The organism is Arthrobacter sp. P1_B4 (assembly GCF_056406555.1).
In genome coordinates this window covers 48,652-74,186 of the sequence record NZ_JBFTZW010000008.1, presented here as the reverse complement: position 1 = coordinate 74,186, position 25,535 = coordinate 48,652, and the positions used below count along the sequence as shown (strand labels likewise).

19 protein-coding genes are annotated in these 25,535 nt (G+C 66.5%); 12 read left to right on the top strand and 7 right to left on the bottom strand.

The genetic code is table 11. The annotated features are described in order from the left end of the window. The 3 genes from AC1D1W_RS05725 to AC1D1W_RS05715 are packed head-to-tail and all read right to left on the bottom strand — an operon-like array spanning window position 1 to window position 3,122. The gene (locus AC1D1W_RS05725; RefSeq protein WP_476943182.1) at window positions 1–1,203 is read right to left on the bottom strand and encodes a Gfo/Idh/MocA family protein; all 1,203 of its coding nucleotides are present in this window, start codon (window positions 1,201–1,203) and stop codon (window positions 1–3) included. A gap of 9 nt (window positions 1,204–1,212) precedes the next feature. Continuing rightward, window positions 1,213–2,370 carry a Gfo/Idh/MocA family protein gene (locus AC1D1W_RS05720; protein WP_476943181.1) on the bottom strand — a complete coding sequence of 386 codons (1,158 nt, stop codon included), beginning with the start codon at window positions 2,368–2,370 and terminating at the stop codon, window positions 1,213–1,215. Continuing rightward, entirely contained in the window at window positions 2,367–3,122 is a 756-nt protein-coding gene (locus tag AC1D1W_RS05715; RefSeq protein WP_243181477.1) for a sugar phosphate isomerase/epimerase family protein, read from the bottom strand. Before AC1D1W_RS05715 ends, AC1D1W_RS05720 begins: the two co-directional genes overlap by 4 nt. Window positions 3,123–3,378: 256 nt before the next feature. Here AC1D1W_RS05715 and AC1D1W_RS05710 point away from each other — a divergent pair, with 256 nt between their 5' ends. Then, a complete protein-coding gene (locus tag AC1D1W_RS05710) occupies window positions 3,379–4,590 on the top strand; it encodes an ROK family transcriptional regulator (protein WP_476943180.1) in 1,212 nt (403 codons plus the stop codon). A gap of 26 nt (window positions 4,591–4,616) precedes the next feature. On the opposite strand, the gene AC1D1W_RS05705 is transcribed toward AC1D1W_RS05710, so the two are convergent. After that, the gene (locus AC1D1W_RS05705; RefSeq protein WP_243181479.1) at window positions 4,617–6,095 is read right to left on the bottom strand and encodes a gamma-aminobutyraldehyde dehydrogenase; all 1,479 of its coding nucleotides are present in this window, start codon (window positions 6,093–6,095) and stop codon (window positions 4,617–4,619) included. A gap of 94 nt (window positions 6,096–6,189) precedes the next feature. Beyond that, complete coding sequence (locus tag AC1D1W_RS05700) at window positions 6,190–6,882, bottom strand: TetR/AcrR family transcriptional regulator (RefSeq protein ID WP_476943179.1); 693 nt, start codon at window positions 6,880–6,882, stop codon at window positions 6,190–6,192. 171 nt (window positions 6,883–7,053) lie between these two features. Between AC1D1W_RS05700 and AC1D1W_RS05695 the strand changes: the two genes are divergently transcribed. The 8 genes from AC1D1W_RS05695 to AC1D1W_RS05660 all read left to right on the top strand — a co-directional run bounded on the left by AC1D1W_RS05695 (window position 7,054) and on the right by AC1D1W_RS05660 (window position 17,075). Beyond that, the gene (locus AC1D1W_RS05695; protein ID WP_476943178.1) at window positions 7,054–8,721 is read left to right on the top strand and encodes an amidohydrolase; all 1,668 of its coding nucleotides are present in this window, start codon (window positions 7,054–7,056) and stop codon (window positions 8,719–8,721) included. Window positions 8,722–8,758: 37 nt separating this feature from the next. Then, a complete protein-coding gene (locus AC1D1W_RS05690; protein WP_476943177.1) occupies window positions 8,759–10,402 on the top strand; it encodes an ABC transporter substrate-binding protein in 1,644 nt (547 codons plus the stop codon). A gap of 2 nt (window positions 10,403–10,404) precedes the next feature. Beyond that, window positions 10,405–11,424, top strand: a complete 1,020-nt coding sequence (locus AC1D1W_RS05685) for an ABC transporter permease (RefSeq protein ID WP_476943176.1) — start codon at window positions 10,405–10,407, stop codon at window positions 11,422–11,424. After that, the gene (locus tag AC1D1W_RS05680) at window positions 11,421–12,278 is read left to right on the top strand and encodes an ABC transporter permease (RefSeq protein ID WP_476943175.1); all 858 of its coding nucleotides are present in this window, start codon (window positions 11,421–11,423) and stop codon (window positions 12,276–12,278) included. The genes AC1D1W_RS05685 and AC1D1W_RS05680 overlap by 4 nt, the downstream gene beginning before the upstream one ends. Beyond that, window positions 12,275–13,879, top strand: coding sequence for a dipeptide ABC transporter ATP-binding protein (locus AC1D1W_RS05675; RefSeq protein ID WP_476943174.1), 1,605 nt, complete (start codon window positions 12,275–12,277; stop codon window positions 13,877–13,879). Before AC1D1W_RS05680 ends, AC1D1W_RS05675 begins: the two co-directional genes overlap by 4 nt. A 106-nt stretch (window positions 13,880–13,985) precedes the next feature. After that, complete coding sequence (locus AC1D1W_RS05670) at window positions 13,986–15,401, top strand: NAD(P)/FAD-dependent oxidoreductase (RefSeq protein WP_476943173.1); 1,416 nt, start codon at window positions 13,986–13,988, stop codon at window positions 15,399–15,401. Window positions 15,402–15,436: 35 nt separating this feature from the next. Next, window positions 15,437–15,784, top strand: coding sequence for a cupin domain-containing protein (locus tag AC1D1W_RS05665; RefSeq protein ID WP_476943172.1), 348 nt, complete (start codon window positions 15,437–15,439; stop codon window positions 15,782–15,784). Window positions 15,785–15,890: 106 nt separating this feature from the next. Then, window positions 15,891–17,075, top strand: a complete 1,185-nt coding sequence (locus AC1D1W_RS05660; protein WP_243181487.1) for an MFS transporter — start codon at window positions 15,891–15,893, stop codon at window positions 17,073–17,075. A 219-nt stretch (window positions 17,076–17,294) separates the two neighbouring features. On the opposite strand, the gene aceB is transcribed toward AC1D1W_RS05660, so the two are convergent. Together aceB and aceA are read right to left on the bottom strand one after the other, a co-directional pair. After that, on the bottom strand, window positions 17,295–18,959 hold the full coding sequence (aceB, locus tag AC1D1W_RS05655; RefSeq protein WP_476943171.1) for a malate synthase A: 1,665 nt from the start codon (window positions 18,957–18,959) through the stop codon (window positions 17,295–17,297). Window positions 18,960–19,175: 216 nt separating this feature from the next. Further along, on the bottom strand, window positions 19,176–20,507 hold the full coding sequence (gene aceA, locus AC1D1W_RS05650; RefSeq protein ID WP_459383768.1) for an isocitrate lyase: 1,332 nt from the start codon (window positions 20,505–20,507) through the stop codon (window positions 19,176–19,178). Window positions 20,508–20,649: 142 nt separating this feature from the next. Here aceA and AC1D1W_RS05645 point away from each other — a divergent pair, with 142 nt between their 5' ends. The 3 genes from AC1D1W_RS05645 to AC1D1W_RS05635 all read left to right on the top strand — a co-directional run bounded on the left by AC1D1W_RS05645 (window position 20,650) and on the right by AC1D1W_RS05635 (window position 25,522). Continuing rightward, complete coding sequence (locus AC1D1W_RS05645; RefSeq protein WP_476943170.1) at window positions 20,650–22,161, top strand: helix-turn-helix domain-containing protein; 1,512 nt, start codon at window positions 20,650–20,652, stop codon at window positions 22,159–22,161. A gap of 237 nt (window positions 22,162–22,398) precedes the next feature. Then, complete coding sequence (locus tag AC1D1W_RS05640; RefSeq protein WP_476943169.1) at window positions 22,399–24,147, top strand: pyruvate dehydrogenase; 1,749 nt, start codon at window positions 22,399–22,401, stop codon at window positions 24,145–24,147. 103 nt (window positions 24,148–24,250) lie between these two features. Next, window positions 24,251–25,522 (top strand): serpin family protein, encoded by a 1,272-nt coding sequence (locus AC1D1W_RS05635; protein ID WP_243181491.1) that lies wholly within the window; start codon window positions 24,251–24,253, stop codon window positions 25,520–25,522. The last annotated feature ends 13 nt before the right edge of the window (window positions 25,523–25,535 follow it).

The following is a 25,535-nucleotide window of genomic DNA, read 5'->3' as shown; positions in this document are numbered from 1 at the left end:
TCAGGCTCCTTCGGTAGTGGTCTGGGTGGTCCGTGCGGACGGGGTCAGCTGGATGAGTGAACCTTTGGCGGCGGCGCTTTCCTCCACGGCCGCGAGGATCCGCTGGACGCTCAGGCCGTCCTCGAACGACGGCGACGGCTGGGTTCCGGTGCCCACCGCGACGAGGAAGTCGCGGATCTCGTGCGTGAACGTGTGTTCCCAGCCGATCACGTGGCCCTGCGGCCACCATGCTTCAAGGTACGGGTGCTCGGGTTCGCTGACCAGGATGCGGCGGAAGCCCTGCTCGCGGACCGGCAGTGTGGCGTCCAGGAAGCCGAGCTCGTTTAGGTCCTCCAAGTCGAACAGCAAGGCACCCTTGTCACCATAGATCTCCAGCTTCAGCGAGTTTTTCTGTCCGGTGGCCACCCGGGAGACCTCCACGGAGGCGATGGCCCCGGAGGCGAGGGTCAGCATGACCCAGGCGGCGTCGTCGACCGTCACCTCCTCGAGCCCGGCGGCGCCCGGGCGCTGCCGGGTGAAGGTGTGCAGCCGGCCGGAGACCTCGGTGACCGGCTCGCTTAGGAGGAACAGCACCTGGTCGATCGCGTGCGAGGCGATGTCGCCCAGCGCGCCGGAGCCGGCGGTGTCCTTGTTCAGCCGCCAGGTCATGGGCACGTCCGGGTCCACGAGCCAGTCCTGCAGGTAGGCGGCGCGGACGTGCCGGACGGCGCCGAGCCGGCCCTCCGCGATCAGCTCCCGGGCCAGCGCCAGGGCCGGGACCCGGCGGTAGTTGAAGCCGATCATGGACTGCACGCCTTCCTCCTGCGCGGCCCGGGCCGCCTCCGCCATGGCCTCGGCCTCGGCGAGGGTGTTGGCCAGCGGCTTCTCGACCAGGACGTGCTTGCCGGCGGCCAGCGCGGCGATGGCGATTTCCGCGTGCATGAACCCCGGCGTGCAAATATCGACGATCTGGATGTCATCGCGGGCGATCACCTCGCGCCAGTCCGTGGCGGACTCGGCCCAGCCGTACTTTGCGGCCGCCTCGGCGACGCCGTCCCGGTCGCGGCCGACCAGGACGCACCGTTCGAACGCCGGGACGTCGAAGTAGCTGGCAACATTCCGCCAGGCGTTCGAGTGGGCCTTGCCCATGAACGCGTACCCGATCATGGCCACTCCCAAACGTGAACCGGGTGCGCGGCCGGGGGTGGTTTCGTGGGAATTCATTGCTGGTCCCTAGAGTGTGGAAGCGGCGGGGTCCCAGTCCTCGGGGAGGGCTGCGGAGGTGGGGGCCGAGCTTTCCACATCGATGAACGTGCCGGAACCGACCGACTCGGAGATCGAGACCATGGTGTCCAGGACGTGGTAGGCGAGGTTGCCGGTGGCGCGGTGCGGGACGCCGGCGCGGATGGAGCGGGCCATGTCCAGCACGCCCATGCCGCGGCCCTGGCTGGGGCCGGTGGCCGGAATAACGGTCCATTCCTCGTCGCCGGCGCGCCAAAGCCTGATGTCGCCGTCGAAGTAGTTCGGATCCGGCAGCGAGATGGTGGCCTCCGTCCCGGTGATCTCCACGAAGCCCATCCGCAGCCGCGGGGACTCGAAGCTGAACACGCTGTGGGAGGACGCGCCGGACTCGAACTGGGCCATGGCGGAGACGTGGGTGGGGACCTCGACCGTGAATTCCTCGCCGGCCTGGGGCCCGGAACCGATGACCCGGACCTCCTTGGCCTTGGAACCGGTCGCGGCCACGCGGCGCACGGAGCCGAACGTCTGCACCAGGGCCGTGAGGTAATACGGGCCCATATCGAACAGGGGACCGGCGCCGTGCTGGAAGAGGAATGCGGGGTTGGGGTGCCACGATTCCGGCCCGGGCGTCTGGAACGTGGTCATGGCCGTCAGCGGGGTGCCGATGTCGCCGCGTTCGATCAGCCGCCGCGCAGTCTGCAGCCCGGCGCCCAGGAACGTGTCCGGGGCGCAGCCCAGCCGCAGCCCCGCGGCGTCGGCCAATTTCAGCAGGCCCAGGCCGGAATCGCGGTCGAGCGAGAACGGCTTTTCCGTCCAGACGTGTTTGCCGGCATTGACGGCGGCCGTGGCCACTTCCACGTGCGCGGCCGGGATGGTCAGGTTGACCATGATTTCGACGTCGGGGTGGTTCAGGGCGGCGTCCACCCCGCCCCACTCCGGGATGCCGTATTCCTTGGCCCGCGCCTCGGCCGCCTCTTCGAAGAGATCGGCGATCACGTGGACCTTAAGGTCGGGGAAGACGGTCAGGTTGTCCAGGTACTGCTTGCTGATGTTGCCGGCGCCGATGACGGCGACGCCCACCGGGCCGCGGCCGGTGGCACGGTTCGGTGATACCTGGTTCACCGTTACCCGGTTCGCTGCGGCGCTCATGCATTCACGCCCTGCGCGTTGGCGGAACCGCTTTGCAGGTAGCCCAGGCTCTGGGCGATGCCGTCGAAGATGTCGCCGGAGTAGTCGTCGAATTCCACGACGCCGACTTCCAGGGACTGCGCCGCGGCGATGACGTCCCGCACGGCGATCTTGCCCTGCCCGGCCGGCTGCTGCGCCTTGGTGTCCGTGGAGACGGGGCCGTCCTTGATGTGGATGAACCTGACCCTGTCGCCGAGGCGCTGCAGCAGCTGCACCGGGTCCTGGCCGCCGACGGCCGCCCAATAGGTGTCCACTTCCAGGACGAGTTCCGGGTCGAGGAGTCCCTCGAAGTACTCCAGCGCGGTCTGGCCCTCGATGCTGGACTCCAGCTCCCAGGCGTGGTTGTGGTAGCCGACGCGGATGCCGTACCCGGCGCCCTTCTTGGCCGCGGCGTTGAGCTTCGCTGCGGTGGCCTGGATGTCCTCGGCCGACTGCCAGTGCTCGGCTGGCAGGTAGGGATCGATCACCGTGCTGATGCCCAACTCCTTGGCCGCGGCGAAGATTTCGTCCTGGTCCTGGCTCAGCAGCGGGGCGTGGCCGGACGGGGCGGTCAGGCCGTTTTCCTTCAGGGCGGCGCCGAGCTCGGCGGCCGTCGCCACGAAGTTGTAGGGCTCAACCTGGGTGAAGCCGAGCTGGGCGACCTTTTTGATGGTGCCGGGCAGGTCTTCCTGGAGGGCGTTGCGGAGGGTGTACAGCTGGATTGAGTAAGACACGGGATTCCTTTGCACGAGTTCGGCTTCGAAGGTGAGAGGGACAGCCCTGACAGCGGGAAGGGGGCGTCCACTCCGTTTGATTCTGCGCGAGGAAGGACTGCACGCCCATGGGCAGCGAGATGATTTGTCTGGAGCGGAGGAACACGATGGCTCTAAGCTAGGGAAGCTTTTGCCGGGCGTCAAGCAAAAGGTGGAAACCACGTGTCGATCTTTGTGAAGCGTGACATGCAGAAGATCTCCGTGCTATCACTTACTCATGAGTACGCCCACCGGCACCGAGCCCGCAGCCCCCGGGGCCGGCGGCAGCCTGTCCCGCGCCGGAGACCTCTTCCAGCTCCTGCGCGACGGCAAGGCCCGGACCCGCGCGGAGCTGGCCCTGACCACCGGGCTCGCCCGGTCCACTGTCGCTTCCCGCGTCGACGCGCTGATGGTCTCTGGCCTTGTTGGCCCGGCGGGGGAGGCGAGCTCCAGCGGCGGCAGGCCGCCGTCGCGCTTTGCCTTCAACCCGGCCGCCCGCGTCGTCCTGGCCGTGGATGTCGGGGCCACCCACGTGATCATCGCCGTTACGGATCTCAGCGGGAAGGTACTCGCCGAGCACCGGCTGGCGCAGGATGTCGCCGACGGCCCGGTGGTTGTCCTGGACCGCGTGGTCGATGAAGGGCTGCGGCTGCTCGCCGGGGCCGGCCGGGGCGCCGCGGATCTGGCTGGCGCCGGGATCGGGCTCCCGGGGCCGGTGGAGCACGCCACCGGCATGCCGGTGAAGCCGCCGATCATGCCCGGCTGGGACGGGTTCGACGTCGTCCGCCATGTCCAGCGGTCCCTCCCGGTGCCGGTCCTGGTGGACAACGACGTGAACATCATGGCGCTGGGGGAGCGCACGGCGCACTGGCCCGACGACGAAAACTTCCTGTTCATCAAGGTGGCCACCGGCATCGGGGCGGGCATCATCAGCAGCGGCCAGCTCCAGCGCGGGGCCAACGGGACGGCCGGCGACCTTGGTCACGTCCGGGTTCCGCGCGGCGATGACGTGCTGTGCCGCTGCGGGAACTACGGCTGCCTGGAAGCCCTGGCGTCCGGGCCTGCCGTCGCCAAGGCGCTGACGCAGCAGGGCCTGCCGGCGCACGACGGCGGTGATGTGCTGCGCCTGGTCGCCGAGGGCAACCTGCGGGCCATCCAGGCGCTGCGGCAGGCCGGCAGGGACCTCGGCGACGTCCTCTCCACGGTCGTGAACCTGCTGAATCCCTCAATGATTGTCATCGGCGGAAGCCTCGGCCAGGCCGGGGAGCACCTCATGGCCGGAGTCCGCGAGGTGGTCTACCGGCGCTCGCTGCCCCTGGCCACGACCCACCTGCGGATCGGCGTGTCCCGGGCCGGGGACCAGGCCGCGATCCTCGGTGCCAGCCAGATGGTCACCCAGCACGTACTCTCGCCCGCCGTCATTGAGGCGACCCTGCAGGCCACGGGCTAGGGCCCGCCGGCCCCGGCCCGGAATTTTCAGCGCAGCTGGAAAATGGTGCGGTGCCAGTCCTTTTCCGCGCTGCCGCTCAGCTCGAACATCACGTGCTTGACCTGGGTGTATTCCTCGAAGGAGTAGGCGGACATGTCCTTGCCGAAGCCGGACTGCTTGAAGCCGCCGTGCGGCATCTCGGAGATGATCGGGATGTGGTCATTGACCCACACGCAGCCCGCGTTGATCTCCCGGGTCGCGCGCATGGCCCGGTGCACATTGCTGGTCCAAGCGGAGGCCGCCAGCCCGTAGACAGTGTCGTTGGCCAGGCGGATGGCCTCGTCATCGTCGTCGAAAGGCAATACCACCAGCACCGGGCCGAACACTTCATCCTTGACGATCTCGCTGTCCAGGGCGGCGTCAATGATGAGCGTTGGCGGGTAGAAGGCACCACGGGCCAGGACGCCTTCGCTGGGGATTTCGCCGCCGGTGAGCACCTTCGCATAGCCGCGGGCACGCTCAACCATTCCCGCGACGTGCTCGCGGTGCTTGACTGAGACCAAGGAACCGAGGTCCGCGCCCTCGTCGTCCTGCAAGCCCAGGCGGATGTCCCGGAAACGCGTCGCGAGCTTGTCCACGAATTCCTGATAGATGGAACGGTGCACAATGGCCCGTGTGGCCGCCGTGCAGTCCTGGCCCGAGTTGATCAGGCTCCCGGCGACCGCGCCGTGCACTGCGGCGTCCACGTCGGCGTCCTCGAAGACCACGAACGGCGCCTTGCCGCCCAGCTCGAGATGAACCCGCTTGGTGTTGACGGCCGCGGCTTCCAGCACGGTGCGGCCGATCGCGGTGGAGCCGGTGAAGGAAACCATGTCTACGCCTTCGTGGCGCATCAGTGCCGCGCCCACTTCGGGGCCGGTGCCCACCAGGACGTTGACGACGCCTGGCGGCAGCCCGGCGTCGTTGAGCGCCTGGGCGAACATTACTGACGTCAGGGGTGTGATCTCGGCCGGCTTGAGGACGATGGTGTTGCCGGCGGCGATGGCGGGAAGAATTTTCCATGCCGCCATCTGGAGGGGATAGTTCCAGGGTGCAATTGAGCCCACCACGCCGATGGGTTCGCGACGAATGCTGGAGGTGTGATCTGGCGAATACTCGGCCGTTGCCTTGCCTTCTAGGTGGCGCGCGGCGCCTGCGAAGAACTCAATGTTGTCGATGGTGCCCGGGACGTCAAAACCCCTGGTCAACCGGAGGGGTTTGCCGGTCTGGCTGCTCTCCACACGGGCGAATTCCTCGGCTCGCTCCGTCAGGATCGACGCGAAACGGTGCAGTATCGCGGACCGTTCGCCCGGTGCCGTGCGGGCCCACGTGGCGAAGGCCGCGCGGGCTGCCGCGACAGCGCGGTCAACGTCGGCCGCACTGGCAAGGTCCACGGTGGCCACCACCCCGCCGGTGGCGGGGTTCACGACGTCGTGCGTGTGGGTGGAAGTGCCCTGCTCGGTGCGGCCGTTGATGAATTGGTACATGATGCTCCCTCGGGGGATGGATGGGTAGTTGATGCCGGGGCGACGCCCGTGACGCGGCTCCCTACTACCGGACCCCCTGTTGGAGGGTTCCCGGCTAGCGGGTGCCCTCGCGCTCGGCGGAATCGAGAATGGCGCTGAGGCCCGCGGCGAAGACGTTCAGGCCGTCAAGCCCCAGGAGTCGATCGCGGTGTTCCTCGATCAGCGGGAAGCCGCTGACCGAAGCGACTGCAACCGCCTGGAGCCAGGGCTCGTGGCCGTCAGAGCTCGGTTTGGCCAGCACTTCCTGGGCGATGCCGGATCCGTGCCCCAGAGTGTAGCTCTCCAGCGCGCCGTAGTAGTGCACGAGCCGGTCCCCGGATAGACCGGCGTCCCGCAGGCAACCGAGGACGAATTCGATGCAGTGCAGTTCGCCCTGGCCGAAGGTGTCGGTGGCAAAGGCGTCGCAGCCAATCGACGGGAACTTGATGAAGACTTCGATCAGGGTGTGGAGGTAGCGCTCCAGGCGGGGCCGCCAGTCCAGGGGCGCGTCCGAAGCGGTTGCTTCTTCAAGCGCCATGGAGAAGAGCCTGTCCAGCGCCGCGCGCAGGATCGCGTCCCGGTTGCGGAAGTGGCGGTACATGGCGGTGGGGTTCACATCGAGTGCCTCGCCGAGGCTTTTGAACGTGAAGCGGGACTGGGGTTCGTCCCGTGCAAGTTCCAGCACGGCGTCGACGATCATGTCTGCATCGAGACGTACTCGCCGGTCCGTGGGCTGTTCCTCGACTCGACCGGGCCTGGGCTGGGCCACGTATCACCGCCTCTCCTGAAGTTCTTTTCCCTGCGTGCGATCCCCACGGTACACGAGTCCCGGCACTCCTAGTCAAAGGTATTGTCATTGCCGTTGTCAACGTCGTTGACATTCTGTTGATGGCCACATAGTGTGACGCAGGACACCAGAAGTTTGCGAGGAAGGGAACCCATGGCCTGCGCTGAGACGATTTTTGAGAACGGTTGGATATACACGGGCGAGGACGAGCGCCCTGTCCGCGCCGCCTTGGCTGTTGCCGGCGGGCGTGTACTGGCAGTAGGGGACGGCGCGGAATTAGCCTCGCTGGCCACCAGCGCCACAATCCGCGTGGATCTGCGCGGACGCCTCCTCATCCCCGGGTTTCAAGATGCCCACGTCCACCCGATCATGGCCGGCGTCGAACACCTGCAGTGCGACCTAACCCGGACCACCAGTGCCGAGGAGGCAGTGGCCGCGGTGCGCGGCTACGCCGAGTCACATCCCGACGAGCCGTGGATCCTCGGCGCGGGCTGGTCGATGGACTGCTTTGCTGGTGGAACGCCCACCCGGCAGATGCTGGACGCGGTGGTATCTGACCGCCCGGTGCTGGTCCAGAACCGGGACCACCACGGGGCCTGGGCCAATACAAAGGCCCTTGAACTGGCGGGGATCGACGCCGGGACGCCGGACCCCGACGGCGGCCGTCTCGAACGTGAGGCCGACGGCTACCCCGCAGGCACCATCCATGAGGGTGCGATGGGACTCTTTGACCACGTGCACCCGGGCATCTCCCCGGAACAGGCCTACGAAGGGTTGCTCTGGGCGCAGGAGCTCATGCTCTCCTATGGCATCACGGCGTGGCAGGATGCCTGGGTGGGTACCTCCCAGAGCCCATTCGGGGACACCCTGGAGACTTACCTCAAGGCGCTCGACGCCGATGAACTCCGGGTCCGCGTCCGGGCAGCGCAGTGGTGGGACCGCTCAGCCGGCCGGGGACAGCTCGCCGAAATCCTGGCGCGCCGCGATCGTGTCGCCGACGCCTGCGATCCGCTGCGGTTGTCCGCGGCAACGGTGAAGGTCATGGTGGATGGGGTGGCGGAGAACTTCACAGCCGCCATGCACACGCCGTACCGCGATCGCCACGGACACCACACGGACAACCACGGCATCGAGTTCTTTGACCCCGCGCAGCTGCGGGAGTTCGTCACAGACCTCGACGCCAACGGGTTCCAGGTCCACTTCCACGCACTGGGCGACCGCGCCGTCACCAATGCGCTCGACGCCGTCGAGCGGGCACGCACTGTCAATGGCCCCGGCACTAACCGCCACCATCTCGCCCACCTTCAGGTGGTCCGCACGGCGGACGTGCCGCGTTTCGCGGCCCTCGGGGCAGCAGCCAACCTCCAAGCACTCTGGGCCTGCCACGAAGAACAATTGGACGTACTGACGCTGCCGTTCCTGGAGGCCGATGCTGAGGAAAGGCACTACCCCTTCGGCGAACTCGCGGCGGCAGGGGCACATCTTGCCGCGGGAAGTGATTGGGCAGTCTCGTCGCCCAACCCCGTCCTGGCCATCCACGTTGCCGTGAACAGAGTGGAGCCAGGTGGCTCGCAGCAACCGCTCGGCCCGGAACACCACAAACTCTCCCTCAAGCAGATCCTTGATGCCTACACCCAGGGCGCCGCATGGATCAACCACATGGACTCGGACACCGGCATCATCCGCCCCGGGGCCCTCGCCGACCTGGCGATCCTTGACCGGAACCTCTTCGACATTCCCGCGGAGGAACTGCATACCGCCCAAGTGGACGAAACCTGGATTGCCGGCGAGCGCGTCTTTGCCCGGCTGGATCCGTCATAGAACCGGGACGCCTTTCATGATTAGAGGAAGGATGCGCATGGCTCCCACACGCACATCGCGTCGACGGCTGGGCGCCGTCGTCGCCGGTTGCTCGGCCATTGGCCTCATGCTCAGCGGGTGCGGCACAACTGCGGGCGGCACCGTCGCCGCCAAATTCACCCTGAGCAATTCGACGCCCAAACCCAACAAGGAAATTGACCAGTTCAGCTGGGCGCTCTACGCCGAGCCGTTTTCGCTCGACTACGCCTACGCGTTCGACTACCCGGACAACCAGGTCTTGGCAAACATGTGCGAATCGCTCTTCCGTTGGAACCCCGACCTGACCTCCGCGCCGGGGCTGGCAACCAAATTTGAGCACCCTGACGACCTGACCTGGGTATACACCATCCGGCAGGGAGTCCACTTCCACGACGGCAGCCTCCTGACGGCCGCGGACGTGGTGGCCTCGCTCAAGCGGCATGTCGATGAGAAGGTCGGTTCCTTCTGGGCTTCCTCCTTTGAACGAGTGGCCGACATCCGGAAGACCGGCGACTACGAGGTCACCATCACCACCAGTGTCCCGGATTACGCCTTGAACTCCGCGCTGGTCGGGGCGCCCGGCGTTGTGGAATCCGCCAAGACCCTCGCCAAGGACGGCGCGGACTACGGCAACGCCACCACAGGCGTGAATTGCACGGGCCCCTTTGAATTTGACCACTGGGAGGCCGGGGARGGCATCACGCTCAAGCGCTTCGACGACTACTGGGATCCAAGCCTCAGGGCCAAGGCGAAGCAGATGACCTTTAAGATCCTCCCCGACGCCAATGCCCGGGTTAACGCCCTGCAGACCGGCGAGATCGATGGCAGCTGGCAGGTTCCCTCCAACGCACTGGACATCCTCAAAGCCAACACCGACGCCGGAAACGTCTACTTCGGCAACGACACCTCGGTGCAAAGCCTGGTCACATCAAATCTCAACGGCGTCTTCGGCGATGTCCGGGTCCGCAAGGCCCTCATGATGGCCATCAACCGTGAGGCGCTCCTTCAGGCGGCAGAGCAGGGCTACGGCAAGACGACCRATGCGCTGACCACCAGGAACGTGTGGGTTGGTGCCCAGCCTTCCACGGTCAATTCGGCCTTCGAATCGCCCGACAAACAGGACTACAACCTTGACGAGGCCAGGCGCCTCATCAAGGAAGCCGACGCTACAGGCAAGAAATTCGTCTACGCGACGGCGTCCCTCACCGCGGCCTTCGACATCACCTCGCGTGCCGTTGCTTCCGCTGCCCGGGAAATCGGCCTGGCACCGGAGATTCAGACCATGTCCAATGACAAGTACACGACGCTGTTCTCCGACCCCGAGGCCCGCAAGGGTGTCGATCTCTTCGAGACGTCCTGGTACCTCTCCAGCGCCGAACCCCTTGAAATGTACTCCGTGCTCCGTACCGGCGATTTCAGCAATTACGGTGGCTGGTCCAACGCCGAGTATGACCAACTCATCAACAGCGCGGTCGGCACCGAAGACGACGCCGAGCGAAACCGGCTCACGGCCCAGGCGGCGAAAATCGCCAGCCAGGACGTGGTCTGGTCTCCGCTCTATGAGACCGTCACCGCACTGTGGCTCGGCAAGCGCATCACGGGCGTGACGCCGTCGATCAACTACATGTACTACCCCTGGGCAGCAACGATTGGAGGCCGGTAGCCGTGGCTGTGACCCAACTGGCAGCACCACCCGCCCCACCGTCCCCCGCAACGAAGAAAAGCCCGACGGCGGCACCATTAGCCCTGGTGCTCCGCAAGGTAGGAACGCTGCTGATCACCCTGTTCTTCGCCTCACTGATCGTGTTCTTCTCCCGCTTTGTCCTGCCGGGCGACCCGGCGCGCTTCCTCCTGCGCGGCCGGAGCCCCAAACCGGAGGCCCTCGCGGAGATCACCAAACAGTTCGGCCTGGACAAGCCTCCGATCGAGCAGTATGTCACGTGGATCGGAGGCATCCTCCACGGTGACTGGGGCCGCTCGCTGACCTACCGCCAGAGCGTGAGCGATGTGCTGCTCAACCGCCTGCCCGTGACGCTGGAACTCGTGGCCCTGGCCGCCGTCTTCATCACAGTTCTGGGCCTCATTGCCGGCATGCTCGCAAGCTTGAACAAGGGCGGCTGGGACCGCTTCATCCTCATCACGGTCACGGCAGCCGGTGCCATACCGCCGTTCGTTGCGGCGATTGCTCTGACCGCCCTCTTCGCGGTCCAGTTGGGGTGGTTTCCTTCCTTCGGCAGCGGTGATGAAGGGCCGAGCCGGCTTTGGCACCTGACACTCCCTGCCCTGGCGCTGGGCGTGACCTTCATTGCCTTCATGGCCCGGGTGACGCGTTCCTCAATGAACGAACAACTCATCCGCGAACACGTGGAGGTGGCCACCAGCCGCGGCCTCACACGCAGTTCCGTGGTGTTCCGGCACGTGCTCCGCAACGCCCTGGGCCCCATTCTGACGGTGAGCGGGGTACTGATCGCCGGCCTTCTGGTCTCAAGCGCCATCGTGGAGCAGACATTCGGCCTGACCGGGATCGGCCAGCTTCTGGTCCAGTCGATCGACCGGCTCGACTTCGCGGTGGTTCAGGCGATCGTCATGATCGTTGTCACGGCATTTGTCCTGGCCAACACGGTCGTTGATCTCATCCAACCCCTCATTGACCCGCGGATCGCCGCAGGAACGGAGTCCCGATGACTCTCACAGGAACGCTTCCCCTCCTGAGGACCCGGCGCTACGGAAGCCTCCTGTCGGTCACGGGCTGGATGGCAGTGACGGTGACGCTCGTCGTCGTGTTGCTCTCCCTCCTCGCCCCGGTCATGGCGCCGTACGATCCGGACTTCGTCGATCTCTCCAGCGTGCTGAGCGGGCCAAGCAGCGCCCACTGGCTCGGCACCGATGCCCTGGGCCGCGACCTCCTCAGCCGGCTCATGTTCGGGGGGCGAACGTCGCTGATGGGCCCGTTGATTGTGGTGGCAGCGTCCACGGTCCTGGGCCTGCTCTTAGGCCTGGCAGCCGGATGGACGGACGGCTGGATCAGCAGGATCCTGACCCGCATTTTCGATCTGCTCTTCGCCTTCCCCGCACTGCTGCTCTCCATGCTGGCCATTGCCATCTTCGGCAAGGGCCTTATGGCGCCGATACTGGCCATGACCATCAGCTACATCCCGTACGTGGCGCGTTTGACGCAGCAGTTGGTGGTCGCCGAACGGGGCCGACCGTATGTCCAGGCCTACCGGGTACTGGGATTCCGGACTCCCTGGGTGGTGCTGGGACGGGTCATGCCAAACCTGGTCCCCACCGTTGGCGCCCAGTCCACGCTCAATTTCGGTTATGTGCTCGCCGATCTCGCGGCACTGTCGTTTATTGGCCTCGGCATCCAGCCGCCAACCTCCGACTGGGGCGCCATGATCGAGGAGGCCCGGGGCGCGCTGCTCGGCGGCCATGTGCTGCCGGCCCTCCTGCCTGCGCTCGTCGTCGTTCTTATTGTCGTATCCATCAACGTCATCGGTGAGGAACTCTCCGACCGGATTGGAGGCAAGCTTTCATGAGCAAGCTCCTTGAAATTGACCAGTTCACGCTGCAGTTCCCCGGCCGCGGGGCGCTCCTGAACGAGGTCTCACTGCACGTCGACGATGGCGAGGCCGTCGCCCTGGTGGGCGAATCTGGTTCCGGGAAATCGCTCACCACCCGGGCCGCTCTGGGGCTCTTTCCGGAAACCTCCAGGCTTTCCGGGTCTGTGAAGGTACAGGGCCTGGACACGACGAGTGCCCCGGCGGCCAAGTTGCTGCAACTGCGCCGCAACCGCGCCTCCATGATCTTCCAGGACCCGCGCGCCGGCATCAACCCGGTACGCACGGTGGGGGATTTCCTCACCGAGACGCTGGTGAGATGGCGTGGCCTGAGCCGGGAAGAATCGGTCGAGCGGGCCATCACGCAGCTGGAACAGGTGGGCCTGCGGCGGACCAAAGAGATGATGCGGCAGTATCCGCACCAGCTGTCCGGGGGCATGCTCCAGCGTGTCATGATTGCGGCCGCGCTGCTCGATTCGCCCGAACTGCTCTTGTGCGACGAGCCGACCACAGCCCTGGACGTCACCACTCAGGCCGGGATTCTCGAATTGCTGCGCGAACAGCAACAGGCGCGGGCCATGGGCATGCTGTTCATCACGCACGACCTGAACCTCGCCGCCTCCCTGTGCGATCGGGTCTACGTTTTGCGCAAGGGCGAAGTTGTGGAGCATGGCGCGGCATGCGACGTGTTCTTGAGCCCGCAGGCGGACTACACCCGCCAGCTGGTCGGCGCCACGCCGCGCATCGAGCTCGACAAGGTCCCGACAGCGCCCGCGGCCGACGGCACCATGCCGCTGCTCTCGGTCAAGGGCCTGGGCCGGCGCTATGAGTTGCCGGGCGGGGAAATGCTGACCGCCCTGAACGACGCCACGTTCACCCTTGCCCCTGGCGGCTCCCTGGGCGTTGTGGGCGAGTCAGGTTCGGGCAAGTCCACGTTGGCGCGAATGATTGTCGCGCTCGAGACGGCCGATGAGGGCGAACTCGCGATCAACGGCCGGGTCCGGGCGCCACGTCCGCTCCGGGCCCGTGAACGCAAGCTCCTGGCCAAAGACGTTCAGATTGTCTTCCAGGATCCCTACCTTTCCCTGGATCCGAGGATTGCCGTGGGTAAGGCGGTGGCGGATGTTTTCCGGCTCCACCAGGGACAGGGGCGGGCAGACGCCGTGCAGAGCGCCCGGGAGCTTCTCGAACGCGTGGGCATCGGCCCGGAGCGTTTCGACTCCAAACCGCGGGCACTTTCGGGCGGGCAGCGGCAGCGCGTGGCGATTGCCAAGGCCCTCGCTGCGCGGCCCAAGCTGCTGGTCCTGGACGAGGCCACCAGTGCCCTGGACGTCTCGGTCCAGGCGCAAGTGCTGGAGCTCGTGGAGGAAGTGCGGGAGCAGCTGGGCCTGACCATTCTCTTCGTGACCCACGATCTCGCGGTGGTTTCCAGGCTGTGCGCGGAGCTTCTTGTGCTGCAGCAAGGCCAGATCGTGGAGCAAGGGCCCACGGCGAAGATCTTGTCTGCTCCCACCAGCGACTACACCCGCACGCTCCTCGACTCACGGCCGAGGGCCCTCTGGGAAGAGCAGCCCGCTTAGTTCGACATCTATGCCGGCGCCTGTACAACCAACGTGTGCCACCAACCCAGGTGCCTCGGGCACTCGCAAAGTGCTCACAAAGCACTCACAAATAGGAGAGATTCCAGTGCATACGACCGTTTTTGAGCGGAGCTTCCCGGGCTCGGCAATTGTTGAGCAGGCTTTGGCGGACACCGTGCACCGACCATTCTGGATCGACGATCTGGGCGATGACGTGGTTCGGTACCCCCAGCTTGAGAGTGAGCTTCAAGCCGATCTCGTTGTAGTGGGCGCGGGCTACACAGGCCTGTGGACGGCCCTGCGGGCCAAAGAACGCAATCCGGAACTTGACGTAATCGTCGTCGAGGCGCAACGCGTCGGCTGGGCCGCGTCCGGCCGCAATGGCGGGTTCTGCGTTGCGAGCCTGACGCATGGCTATGAGAACGGCAAGAACCGCTGGCCCAAGGAACTGGACCAGTTGGAGCGCCTGGGCATGGAAAACCTGGACGGGATCCAGGAGACCGTTGAGCGTTATCAGATCGATTGCGACTTCGAGCGCACGGGCGAGTTCAACGTGGCCGTGGAACCGCACCATGTTGAATCGCTTAAGAGCGACGGCGGGGGTGGGGTTTTCCTTGACACCGATGCGATGCGCGCGTCGGTGAATTCGCCAACCTACCTCGCCGGCCGTTGGCACAAGGACGGGGCCGCCATGATCCATCCCGCCAAACTGGCCGCGGGACTGGCGCGGGCGGCGACGGAGCTCGGCGTGCAAATTTTCGAAGAGTCCCGCGTCAGCGGGCTGGAAGGGTTGCCTGGCGGCGTCCGCGTGCACACGGGATCCGGCGGCGTTCGGGCCAAGCAGGTAGCCCTGGCCACCAATGTCTTCCCCTCCCTCCTGAAACGGAACAGCTTCATGACCGTGCCGGTCTACGACTACGCGCTCATGACCGAGCCGCTCACGGACGAACAGCTCGCCGCCATTGGCTGGAAGGAACGCCAAGGCATCGGCGACATGGCCAATCAATTCCACTACTACCGCTTGAGCAAGGACAACCGCATTCTTTTCGGCGGCTACGACGCCATCTATTACGCGGGGCGCCAGGTCAAGGAGGCGTACGAGGACCGGGAGGAGACGTTCAGGAAGCTGGCCAGCCACTTCTTCACGACGTTTCCGCAGCTTGAGGGATTGAAGTTCAGCCACAAGTGGGGAGGCGCCATCGACTCCAGCACCCAGTTCTGCACCTTTTTCGGTACGGCCCGAAAGGGACGGGTGGCCTATGCCGCAGGCTTCACGGGCCTGGGTGTTGGGTCCACCCGCTTTGCCGCCGATGTCATGCTGGACCTGCTGGCCGGACACGAAACCGAGCGGACACGCCTTGAGATGGTGCGCAAACGCCCGCTCCCGTTCCCGCCCGAGCCCTTCGCTTCGATTGGGATCAACCTGACCCGCTGGTCGATGGACCGGGCCGATCACAATGCGGGCAAGCGGAACCTTATCCTCAAGACGCTCGACGCCGTGGGGCTGGGTTTCGACTCCTAGACACCCCCATTGACCCCACCAGAGGAGACCCAGCAATGACGGACTCAGCGGCCGAGCACACAGCGGCACTCGGTCTTGACCTGAAACACGAGCCGCTTTCCGCCGACAAGGTTGTTCTGGGCAATCCCAGCACAGCGGTTCGCGAGCTTGAGGACCTGGCGGGATGCGGCGTCGGCATATGGGAAATGACCCCGGGCACTGCCACTGATACCGAGGCCGAGGAGGTCTTTGTCGTCCTGAGCGGGAAGGCCCGCCTCGTGTTCCTCGACGACGGAAGCACCTTGGACGTCGCAACTGGCGACGTCGTACGGCTGCGCCAAGGTCAACGGACGTCGTGGACCGTCACCGAGACGCTTCGCAAGATCTATTTCGCGGGCCAATAGCCCCGCCCCGGAAACGTCACATTCCGCGGGTGCGGCAGGGGCCCGTGATAGCAATGGGACTGATGAAAGCATATTTCTGCCCGGCCGCCGGGCAACGGCCCACCCCATGAGCGGCGTGGCCCGGGCGCCGCGCGGCTGGCTCCTCATGCTCGCGATCGGGCTGATCGCGCTGAACATGCGCGGCCCGTTGGTGGCGGTTGCCCCGGTGATCGCCCAACTGGAGGACGATCTCGGGTTTACCCCGGTGGAATTGGGATTCCTGACCGGCATTCCGGTGCTGTGCTTTGCCCTCGCCGCGCCCCTGGCCTCGCTGGCCGGACGCAAGCTGGGGCCCGAGTTCGCCATCACCCTGACCCTGCTCGGCGTGCTCTTCGGCGTCGTGGTCCGCTCGGCCGGCGGTGGTGCCCTGGTCATGCTGGGCACGGTGATCCTCGGCGTCGCCATCACGATCGGCAACATCGTGGTCCCGCTGATCATCCGCCGTGACTTCACCCCCGCCCGGCAAGGCGCGGCAATGGGCACCTACACCGCGGCACTGAACATCGGCTCGTTCCTGACCTCCATGGTGTCGGCGCCGCTGGCTGACCTGCTGGGCTGGCGGCCCGCGATTGCCGCCAGTGGCCTGTTCGCGGTGGCGGCTGCCGCCGTGTGGGTGATTGCGGTTGGCCGGCGGGCATTCATACCTGCTGCCATCCCCGCGGCGGACCCGCGGCGGCCCGGCAAGCTCACCTCGCGGTGGATCACGGCAGCGCTGACCTTCGGGTTCGCCGGGCAGGCGTTCTCGTACTACGGAGTGACCGCCTGGCTGCCAAGCCTGCTCTCTGACGAACTCGGCATGTCGCCGGCAGCCGCCGGGGCGGGGTCCTCGCTCTTCCAGATCCTGGCCATTGTGGGCGGACTAGGCGTGCCGCTGGCGGCCCGGTTCGCCAGTACGACGGCGGTGGGCCTCGCCCTTGGGCTGCTGTGGCTCACCGTACCCGTGGGCCTGCTGCTCGCACCGGAGCTGTGGTGGCTGTGGTGTTCCTTCGGCGGTGTGGCCCAGGGCGGCGGCATCACGCTAATCTTCCTGGCCATTATCCGGCTGGCGCGGGACCAGGCCTCGGCGGCCCGGATGTCCGCCGTCGTCCAGGGGACGGGATACTCCTTCGGGGCAGTGGCGCCGACCCTGCTGGGCTACGTCCACGGGACTACCGGCGCCTGGACGGGCCCGCTGCTGATGATCCTGTGCTCGGTGGCCGCGTTCATCCTGGGCACCTCGCTGTCACTGCGGCGGGTGCCGAAGCCCCACTGATTCGCTGTCGCGCGCCGGGGTGATGTCAATCGCGACGACAGGTAAGGCCCATGTTCGCGGGGAACATGGGCCTTACCTGTCGTCTCGACGCCGTTGTCGAGTACGGGGGGATTTTCCGTTGCTGGACTGCCACCCGGATTTCGGGGTGCCTGTTGCGAAGGGCCTGGCAGCCCAGCCAACGGAAATCTGTGCGGACCCGGTTGCCCGGGACGCGGAGTCCTACGCCGGAAGCAGTGCGGGGTCCCCGCTGGCGACGCCGGCGCCGTCGCGCGCTTCGTGCAGGAAGCGGTCGTAGGCCGGCAGTGTCAGGAAGGCCGGGAACTCGGTGCTGAGGGTGACTTCCTCGAAGATGTCCCGCGCGTCGGCGAAACGGTCTCCTTCGAAGCGCTCCAGCTTGGCGAATTCCTCGTCCAGCATGTCCTCCACCCACTCCCGGGTGATCAAGTCGCCGTGGTCGGTGATGGCGCGGACGAAGATCCACTGCCACAGCTGCGAGCGGGAGATTTCCGCGGTGGCGGCGTCCTCCATCAGGTTGTGGATGGCTACGGCGCCGTTGCCGCGGAGCCAGGACTCGATGTAGCGGATGCCGACTTCGATGTTGTTCCGGATGCCCTGTTCGGTGATGGTTCCGGTGGTCGTGGAGATGTCCAGGAGCGCGCGGTCGTCCGGGGTGACGTCCTCGCGGAGGCGTTCGAGCTGGTTCGGACGCTCGCCGAGGACGCCGTCGAACACCTCGCGGCAGACCGGCACCAGGTCCGGGTGCGCCACCCAGGAGCCGTCGAAGCCGTCGCCGGCCTCGCGGGTCTTGTCCGCGCGGACCTTCTCGAAGGCGATCGCGTTGGCCTCCTGGTCCTTGCGGTTGGGGACAGCCGCGGCCATGCCGCCGATCGCCATGGCGCCGCGCTTGTGGCAGGCGCGCACGAGCTGTTCGGTGTAGGCGCGCATGAACGGCTGGGTCATGGTGACCTGGCCGCGGTCCGGGAGCACGAAGCGCGGGCCGCGGGTGCGGAAGTTCTTGATCAGGGAGAAGATGTAGTCCCAGCGGCCGGCGTTCAGGCCCGCGGCGTGGTCGCGGAGTTCGTAGAGGATCTCCTCCATTTCGAACGCCGCGGTGATGGTCTCGATCAGCACGGTGGCGCGGATGGTGCCCTGCGGGATGCCCAGTAGGTCCTGCGCCAGGATGAAGATGTCGTTCCACAGCCGGGCCTCGAGGTGGCTCTCGATCTTGGGCAGGTAGAAGTACGGGCCTTTGCCCTGGGCGATCAGGCGGCGGGCGTTGTGGAAGAAGTACAGGCCAAAGTCCACGATCCCGCCGGCAATAGGCGTGCCATCGATGAGCATGTGCTTTTCCGGCAGGTGCCAGCCGCGGGGGCGGACCACGACTGTGGGCAGTTCCCCGGCCGGGCGCAGCTTGTACTCCTTGCCCTCCGGGGAAGTGAAGTCGATCCGGCGTTCCAGCGCGTCCGTGAGGTTCAGCTGGCCCTGGATCACGTTGCGCCAGGACGGCGTGGAGGAGTCCTCCATGTCCGCGAGCCACACCTTGGCGCCGGAGTTCAGCGCGTTGATGGTCATCTTCTTGTCGACCGGCCCGGTGATTTCCACGCGGCGGTCCTCCAAGCCCGGGGCCGGGGGAGCGACGCGCCAGTTCGGGTCGTTGCGGACGGACTCGGTCTCGCGCAGGAACCGCGGGTCCTGGCCCTTGGAGATCTGCTGGCGGCGTTCCTGCCGTGCCTGCAGCAGCTCCCGACGGCGCCCTGCCGTGGCCTTGTGCAGCTTGGCAACAAACGCCAGCGCGTCCGGCGTGAGGACCTCGCCCTGCCGGCAAATCGGCTGCGCGGTCAACGTGATCCCGTTGATAGTGAAGTTGTCAGTGAAGCTGTTCATTTCAAATCTCCTTAGAGAAGAAGCAAGTTCGACGGCGGGCCGTGCGTCAGGTGCGGTGCCCCCGAGGCCGAAGGTGCCGGTATTGCGGCAGCCTGCGTAAAAGGGGCCCTGTGTCCGGGCCTGTCCTCGCTCAGCGAGGTCGGGCCCGGACATGGGGAATAGCAGGCAGAGCAATGCCGGACCGAAGGGCCGGGCGGAAGCGCCGCCGTCGGGTGTCTAGTGGAACTGGCCTTCTTCGGTGGATCCCACCAGGGCCAGGGTGGATGCGTTCGGGTTGAGCGCGGTGGCGATGTCGTCGAAGTAGCCGGTGCCGACTTCGCGCTGGTGCTTGGTGGCGGTGTAGCCGCGGGACTCGGAGGCGAATTCCTTCTCCTGCAGCTCGACGTACGCGCTCATGCCTTCCCGGGCGTAGCCGTGGGCGAGGTCGAACATCGAGTAGTTCAGGGCGTGGAAGCCGGCCAGGGTGATGAACTGGAAGGTGAAGCCCATGGCGCCGAGTTCGCGCTGGAACTTCGCGATCGTGGCGTCGTCGAGGTGCTTGCGCCAGTTGAACGACGGCGAGCAGTTGTAGGAGAGCATCTGGTCCGGGAACTCGGCCTTGACGGATTCGGCGAACTTGCGGGCCAGTTCCAGGTCCGGGGTACCCGTCTCCATCCAGATGAGGTCGGAGTACGGGGCGTAGGCCTTGGCGCGGGCGATGCAGGGTTCGATCCCGTTGCGGACCTTGTAGAAGCCCTCCGGGGTGCGGACCGGCTGGCCGCCTTCGCGGAGGATGAATTCCTGGTCGCGCTCGTCGACGTCGGAGGTGATCAGGGTGGCCGCCTCGGCGTCGGTGCGGGCGATGATGACCGACGGGGTACCGGCGACGTCGGCGGCGAGCCGGGCCGCGTTCAGCGTCCGGACGTGCTGCTGGGTGGGGATCAGGACCTTGCCGCCGAGGTGGCCGCACTTCTTTTCCGAGGCGAGCTGGTCTTCCCAGTGCACGCCCGCGGCGCCGGCCTGGATCATGGACTTCATGAGCTCGTAGGCGTTCAGCGGGCCGCCGAAGCCTGCCTCGGCGTCGGCCACGATCGGGACCATCCAGTCCTCGACGGTCTGGATGCCCTCGGAGAACTCGATCTGGTCCGCGCGGAGCAGGGCGTTGTTGATGCGCCGGACCACCGTGGGAACGGAATTGGCGGGGTAGAGCGACTGGTCCGGGTAGGTGTGGCCGGAGTTGTTGGCGTCCGCGGCGACCTGCCAGCCGGAGAGGTAGATGGCGCGGAGGCCGGCCTTGACCTGCTGCACGGCCTGGTTGCCGGTCAGGGCGCCGAGGGCGTTGGTGTAGCCGCCGGTCTTGTGCTCTTCGGTGAGCTGCTTCCACAGCTTTTCGGAGCCGCGCCGGGCGAGGGTGTGTTCTTCGGAGACGCGGCCGCGGAGGCGGATGACGTCGGAGGCCTTGTAGTCCCGGGTCACACCTTCCCAGCGCGGGTTGGCGGCCCACTCGAGCTCCAGTGCGGCGGCCTGCTGTTCGGGCGTCTGCTGGGTGGGCTCAAATGCTGCAGTCATCTTTGTCTCCTTGGTGGGTCCGGGGCCGGTCAGTCTGCGTCTCTGCAGAGCCTGGTTGGTTGTTCCCGGATAGTGAATCTTTCCGTGAGTTCTACTTTTCTGCACTTTCCAAGGGGTTTCTAGACCAAAGCTATGGAAAGAAATGCACTTCTTCGCGTATTCTCAAGAAATGCACTCAACCAGCTGGAACCGCCAAGCCCTTGCGTCGTCCGCGCCCGCAGCGCCGGAGGTGGATGTCATCAGCTTGGGCCGGCGCGTCCGGCATCTGCGCAAGGCGGCAGGGCTCACGCTCGACGACCTGAGTGCCGCCGTCGGGACGGCCCCCAGCCAGCTGAGTCTGATGGAAAACGGCAAACGCGAGCCCAAGCTGGGTCTGCTCCAGCAGCTTGCTGCGGCACTCGGGGTGAGCATCGACGAACTGCTCGGCGCGGAGCCGCCCAACCGGCGTGCGGCGCTGGAGATCGAGCTGGAACGGTACCAGCGCAGCCCCATCTATGAGTCCCTGAATCTGCCCAAGATCCGCATCAGTTCGCGGCTTCCGATGGATGTGCTGGAGTCCATGGTGGGCCTGCAGCATGAGCTTGAACGCCGGCTCAATGAGCAGGTCGCGACGCCGGAGGAGGCCCGCCGCGCGAACGGTGAACTGCGCGCGATGATGCGCGAGAGGAACAACTATTTCCCCGCGTATGAGGCCGAGGCGCAGAAGGTCCTGGCCTCGGTGGGCCACACCAGCGGTCCGCTGTCCCACCACGTCATTTCGGACATCGCCGGGCATCTCGGATTCAGCCTCCACCATGTGGGTGATCTCCCTCATTCCACGCGTTCGGTGACTGATCTTAAGAACCGCCGAATTTATCTCACGCAGAACGCCCGCAGCGATCACGACCCCCGTTCGGTGCTGCTGCAGGCGCTGGGCCATTACGTCCTGGGCCACCAGACGCCGAACAACTACGGCGATTTCCTGATGCAGCGCGTGGCCACGAACTACTTCGCCGCCGCGCTCCTGTTGCCCGAGCAGGCCACCGTGGAGTTCCTGCAGCGGGCCAAGCAGGCCAAGGAAATCGCGGTGGAGGACATCCGGGACGCCTTCGCCGTGTCCTATGAGACCGCCGCGCACCGGTTCACCAACCTCGCCACCCAGCACCTGGACATCCGCACCCACTTCCAGAAGACCCACAAGAGCGGCATCATCTACAAGGCCTACGAAAACGACGGCGTGACGTTTCCGCAGGACCACACCGGCGCCATCGAGGGCCAGCCCTCATGCAAGAACTGGACGTCCCGGGTGGTGTTCGACGTCCCGGACAAGTTCAGCGCCTACAACCAGTACACGGATACCCCGGCCGGGACGTACTGGTGCACGGCCAGGACGGAACGCTCCGCGAACGGGGAGTTCTCGCTCTCCGTGGGTGTCCCGTATGCGCACGTGAAGTGGTTCCGCGGCCGCGACACCACCGAGCGGTCCAAGTCCACCTGCCCGGACGAAAGCTGCTGCCGCCGCCCGCCGGCGTCGCTGACCGCCGAATGGGCCGGGAACGCCTGGCCCTCGGCCCGGGCCCACTCCCACCTGCTGGCGGCCATGCCGCCGGGCGCCTTCCCGGGCGTGGACGAGACCGAGGTCTACTCCTTCCTGCAGGCGCACTCGGGGAGCTGACCCTCCCTCAGTTCCTGCGGGTTCCTCCTGGACCCTCCCTCAGATCCTGCCCGTTACTGCTCGTCGCTCCCTCATTTCCTGCGGCTTTCGGTGCGTCGCTCCCGCACATCAGGTGAGGGAGCGTCCGGGAGTTTGCTGCAGAAGGTGAGGGAGCGTCCCCTTGGGCGTGGCTGACCGCAGGGCAGACTATATTGGCCTGTGTCAGCTCATCGATCTATCTCGCGGGAGCGTGCGCCCATGGCCAAGGAACTTGCCACCCAGCTCATCGAACAACTCCAGGCTGCCGGCGTGCAGCGGATCTACGGGATTGTGGGGGACAGCCTCAACCCGATTGTCGACGCCGTCCGCAAGACCGGCGGCTCGCAACAGGGCGGTATCGATTGGATCCATGTCCGGCATGAGGAGGCGGCCGCATTCGCCGCGGCGGCGGAAGCCCAACTGACCGGCCGGCTCGCGGTGTGCGCCGGCTCCTGCGGGCCCGGCAACCTGCACCTGATCAACGGCCTGTATGACGCCAACCGTTCCGGGGCGCCGGTGCTGGCCATCGCCTCGCACATCCCCAGCAAGCAGATCGGCAGCAGTTTCTTCCAGGAAACCCACCCCGACCGGCTCTTCAACGAGTGCTCGGTCTATTCCGAGCTGATCAGCACCGCGGAGCAGGCGCCCCGCGTCATGCACAGCGCCATCCAGCACGCCGTCGGCCTAAGGGGCGTCGCCGTCGTGACCCTTCCCGGTGACATCGCCGGCCTGGAGGCGACGGCCGAAACGCCGGCCCCGGCGACCTTCCGGCCGGCGGCGCTGATGCCGGACCCCGCGAGTGTGCAGGAACTGGCCGACGCCATCAACGCCGCCGGCAAGGTGGCCATCTTTGCCGGTGCCGGCGTCGAGGGCGCGCACGACGAGGTGATTGCGCTCGCCGGGCTGATCGCGGCGCCGATCGGCCACAGCCTCCGCGGCAAAGACTTCATGCAGTACGACAACGCCTATGACATCGGCATGACCGGGCTGCTGGGTTACGGCGCCGCGGCCGAGGGCATCGAGGACGCGGACCTGCTGATCCTGCTGGGAACGGACTTCCCGTACGACCAGTTCCTCCCCGGAACCCGGACGGCGCAGGTGGACCGGGCCGCGCACAAACTGGGGCGGCGGACCGACGTCGACGTCGCAGTGCACGGCGACGTCCTCCCCACCCTTGCCGCCCTCATGCCGTTGGTCACGGCCAAGAAGAGTCGCCGTTTCCTGGATGCGATGCTGAAGAAGCACGACCGGCTCATGAACAAGGCCGTGGGGGCGTACACCCGCAACGTCGGGACGAAACAGCCGATCCACCCGGAATATGCTGCCTCCCTGCTGGACCAGGTGGCGGCGAGGGACGCGATTTTCACGGCGGACACCGGCATGTGCAATGTCTGGACCGCCCGGTACATCAACCCGCTGGGCACCCGCCGGCTGATCGGCTCGTACCTGCACGGGTCCATGGCCAACGCGCTGCCGCACGCGATCGGCGCCCAGCTGGCCTACCCCGGCCGGCAGGTGGTTTCGGTCTCCGGCGACGGCGGCCTGTCGATGCTGCTGGGCGAGCTCATCACGGTCGCCGCGCACCGGCTGCCCGTGAACGTGGTGGTCTTCAACAACTCCACCCTGGGCATGGTGAAACTCGAGATGCTGGTGGACGGGCTCCCGGACTTCGGCGTCGACGTCCCGGACGCCAACTACGCGGACGTTGCCCGGGCCCTGGGCTACCACGCCGAGCGCGTCACGGATCCGTCCCGCATCGAGGCTGCGTACCGGGAAGCCTTCGCCCACCCCGGCCCGTCGCTGGTGGAGCTCATCACGGACCCCAAGGCGCTGTCCCTCCCGCCGAAGATCAAGGGCGCGCAGGTCCTGGGCTTCGCCACGGCCATGTCCAAAGTGGTCCTGAACCGGGGTGCCGGCGAGGCCGTCAGTATGGCACGGAGCAACCTGCGGAACGTCCCGCGGCGCTAGGGGCCCGGCGAGTTCGCCGGAAGCTGCCCGGTTCGCCGGATATGTCCGGCGAACCGGAGACATTCCGGCGAACTGCGCACCCATCGAGGCGAAAGGTGTGGCCATGAAAGATCACCGCGTGGCGAAAATTGTGGCGGCGGGAACCATCGCGGTGCTCACGGCTTGTGCGCCCCCGGTACCAGGGCTTGTGAAGGCCGACGGCGTCGAACGGGTTCCGGTGGACCGCGCCGCGTACGCTGCCGAATTCCAGGCATTCCGGGCTTCCGCCCTGACGTTGGGAGCCGCGCTGCTGGCCGACGGCGGTGACGGGGCCGAAGGGAACGTGGTGTCGTCCCCCGGCAGCCTGCTGATCGCGCTCGCCATGCTGCGGGCAGGGGCGTCCGGGGAGACCGCCGTCGAAATGGACCAGGTGCTGGGGCTCCCGGACGGCAACCGGGATGAGGCCATGAACGCCCTGCTCGAGTCCCTGGCGGCGTATGACGGTGATCCCGGCTCGGTCGACGAAAAGGATCCGCCCCGGAAGCCGGTCATGCATGCGGCCAACGGTTTGTTTGTGGACAAGGATGTACCAACCGGGAGGAACTACCTGGAAACCCTTGCCCGGCACTACGGCACCGGGGTGTACCCCGTGGATTTCCGGGATGAGGCCGCCACGAGGCCGGCCCTGGATGCCTGGGTGGACCGGAACACGGGCGGCCGGATCAAGAAAGCACCCGCGGAGTACGATCGCGACAACACGTTCAGCCTCCTCAATGCCCTGTACTTCGCCGCGGCGTGGCAGTCTCCTTTCGACCCGAACGACACCTCGGACGGACCTTTCACGACCTCAGGTGGCGAGGAAATCAGCGTGCCGACCATGTACAACTCGCTGCAGCTGGCCTATGCGGAGGGCCCTGGCTGGCGGGCGGTGGAGCTGCCATACGCAGAAGGTTTTGCCATGCGGCTGGTGCTGCCCGGTCCAGGCGTTGGGCCGGAGACCCTCACGGCGGCCAAGCTGGCGGCAATTGCGGCGGCCCTGGACACGGCCCAGGAGGTCTCCGCACTGATCTCCCTGCCCAAGTGGGACCACAAGAGCACCTTCGACCTGCGGAAGGTATTTGAAGCGCTGGGACTGGCCAGGACCCTGGTGACCACCGAAGATTTCGACGCCATCCAGCCGAAGCTGACGCTTACGCAGGCCGCCCAGGCCGCCGACATCACCGTTGCCGAGAAGGGAACGGTGGCCGCCGCCGTGACGCAGATCAACGGCGCCGTGACCGGTGTGCGGCCCCTCCCGGACCAGACCATCGACTTCGACCGGCCGTTCCTCTACCAGGTCGTGCACACCGAAACCGGGCTCCCGGTCTTCATGGGGAAGGTCGCGGACCCGCGCTGACGGGTGGCCTACC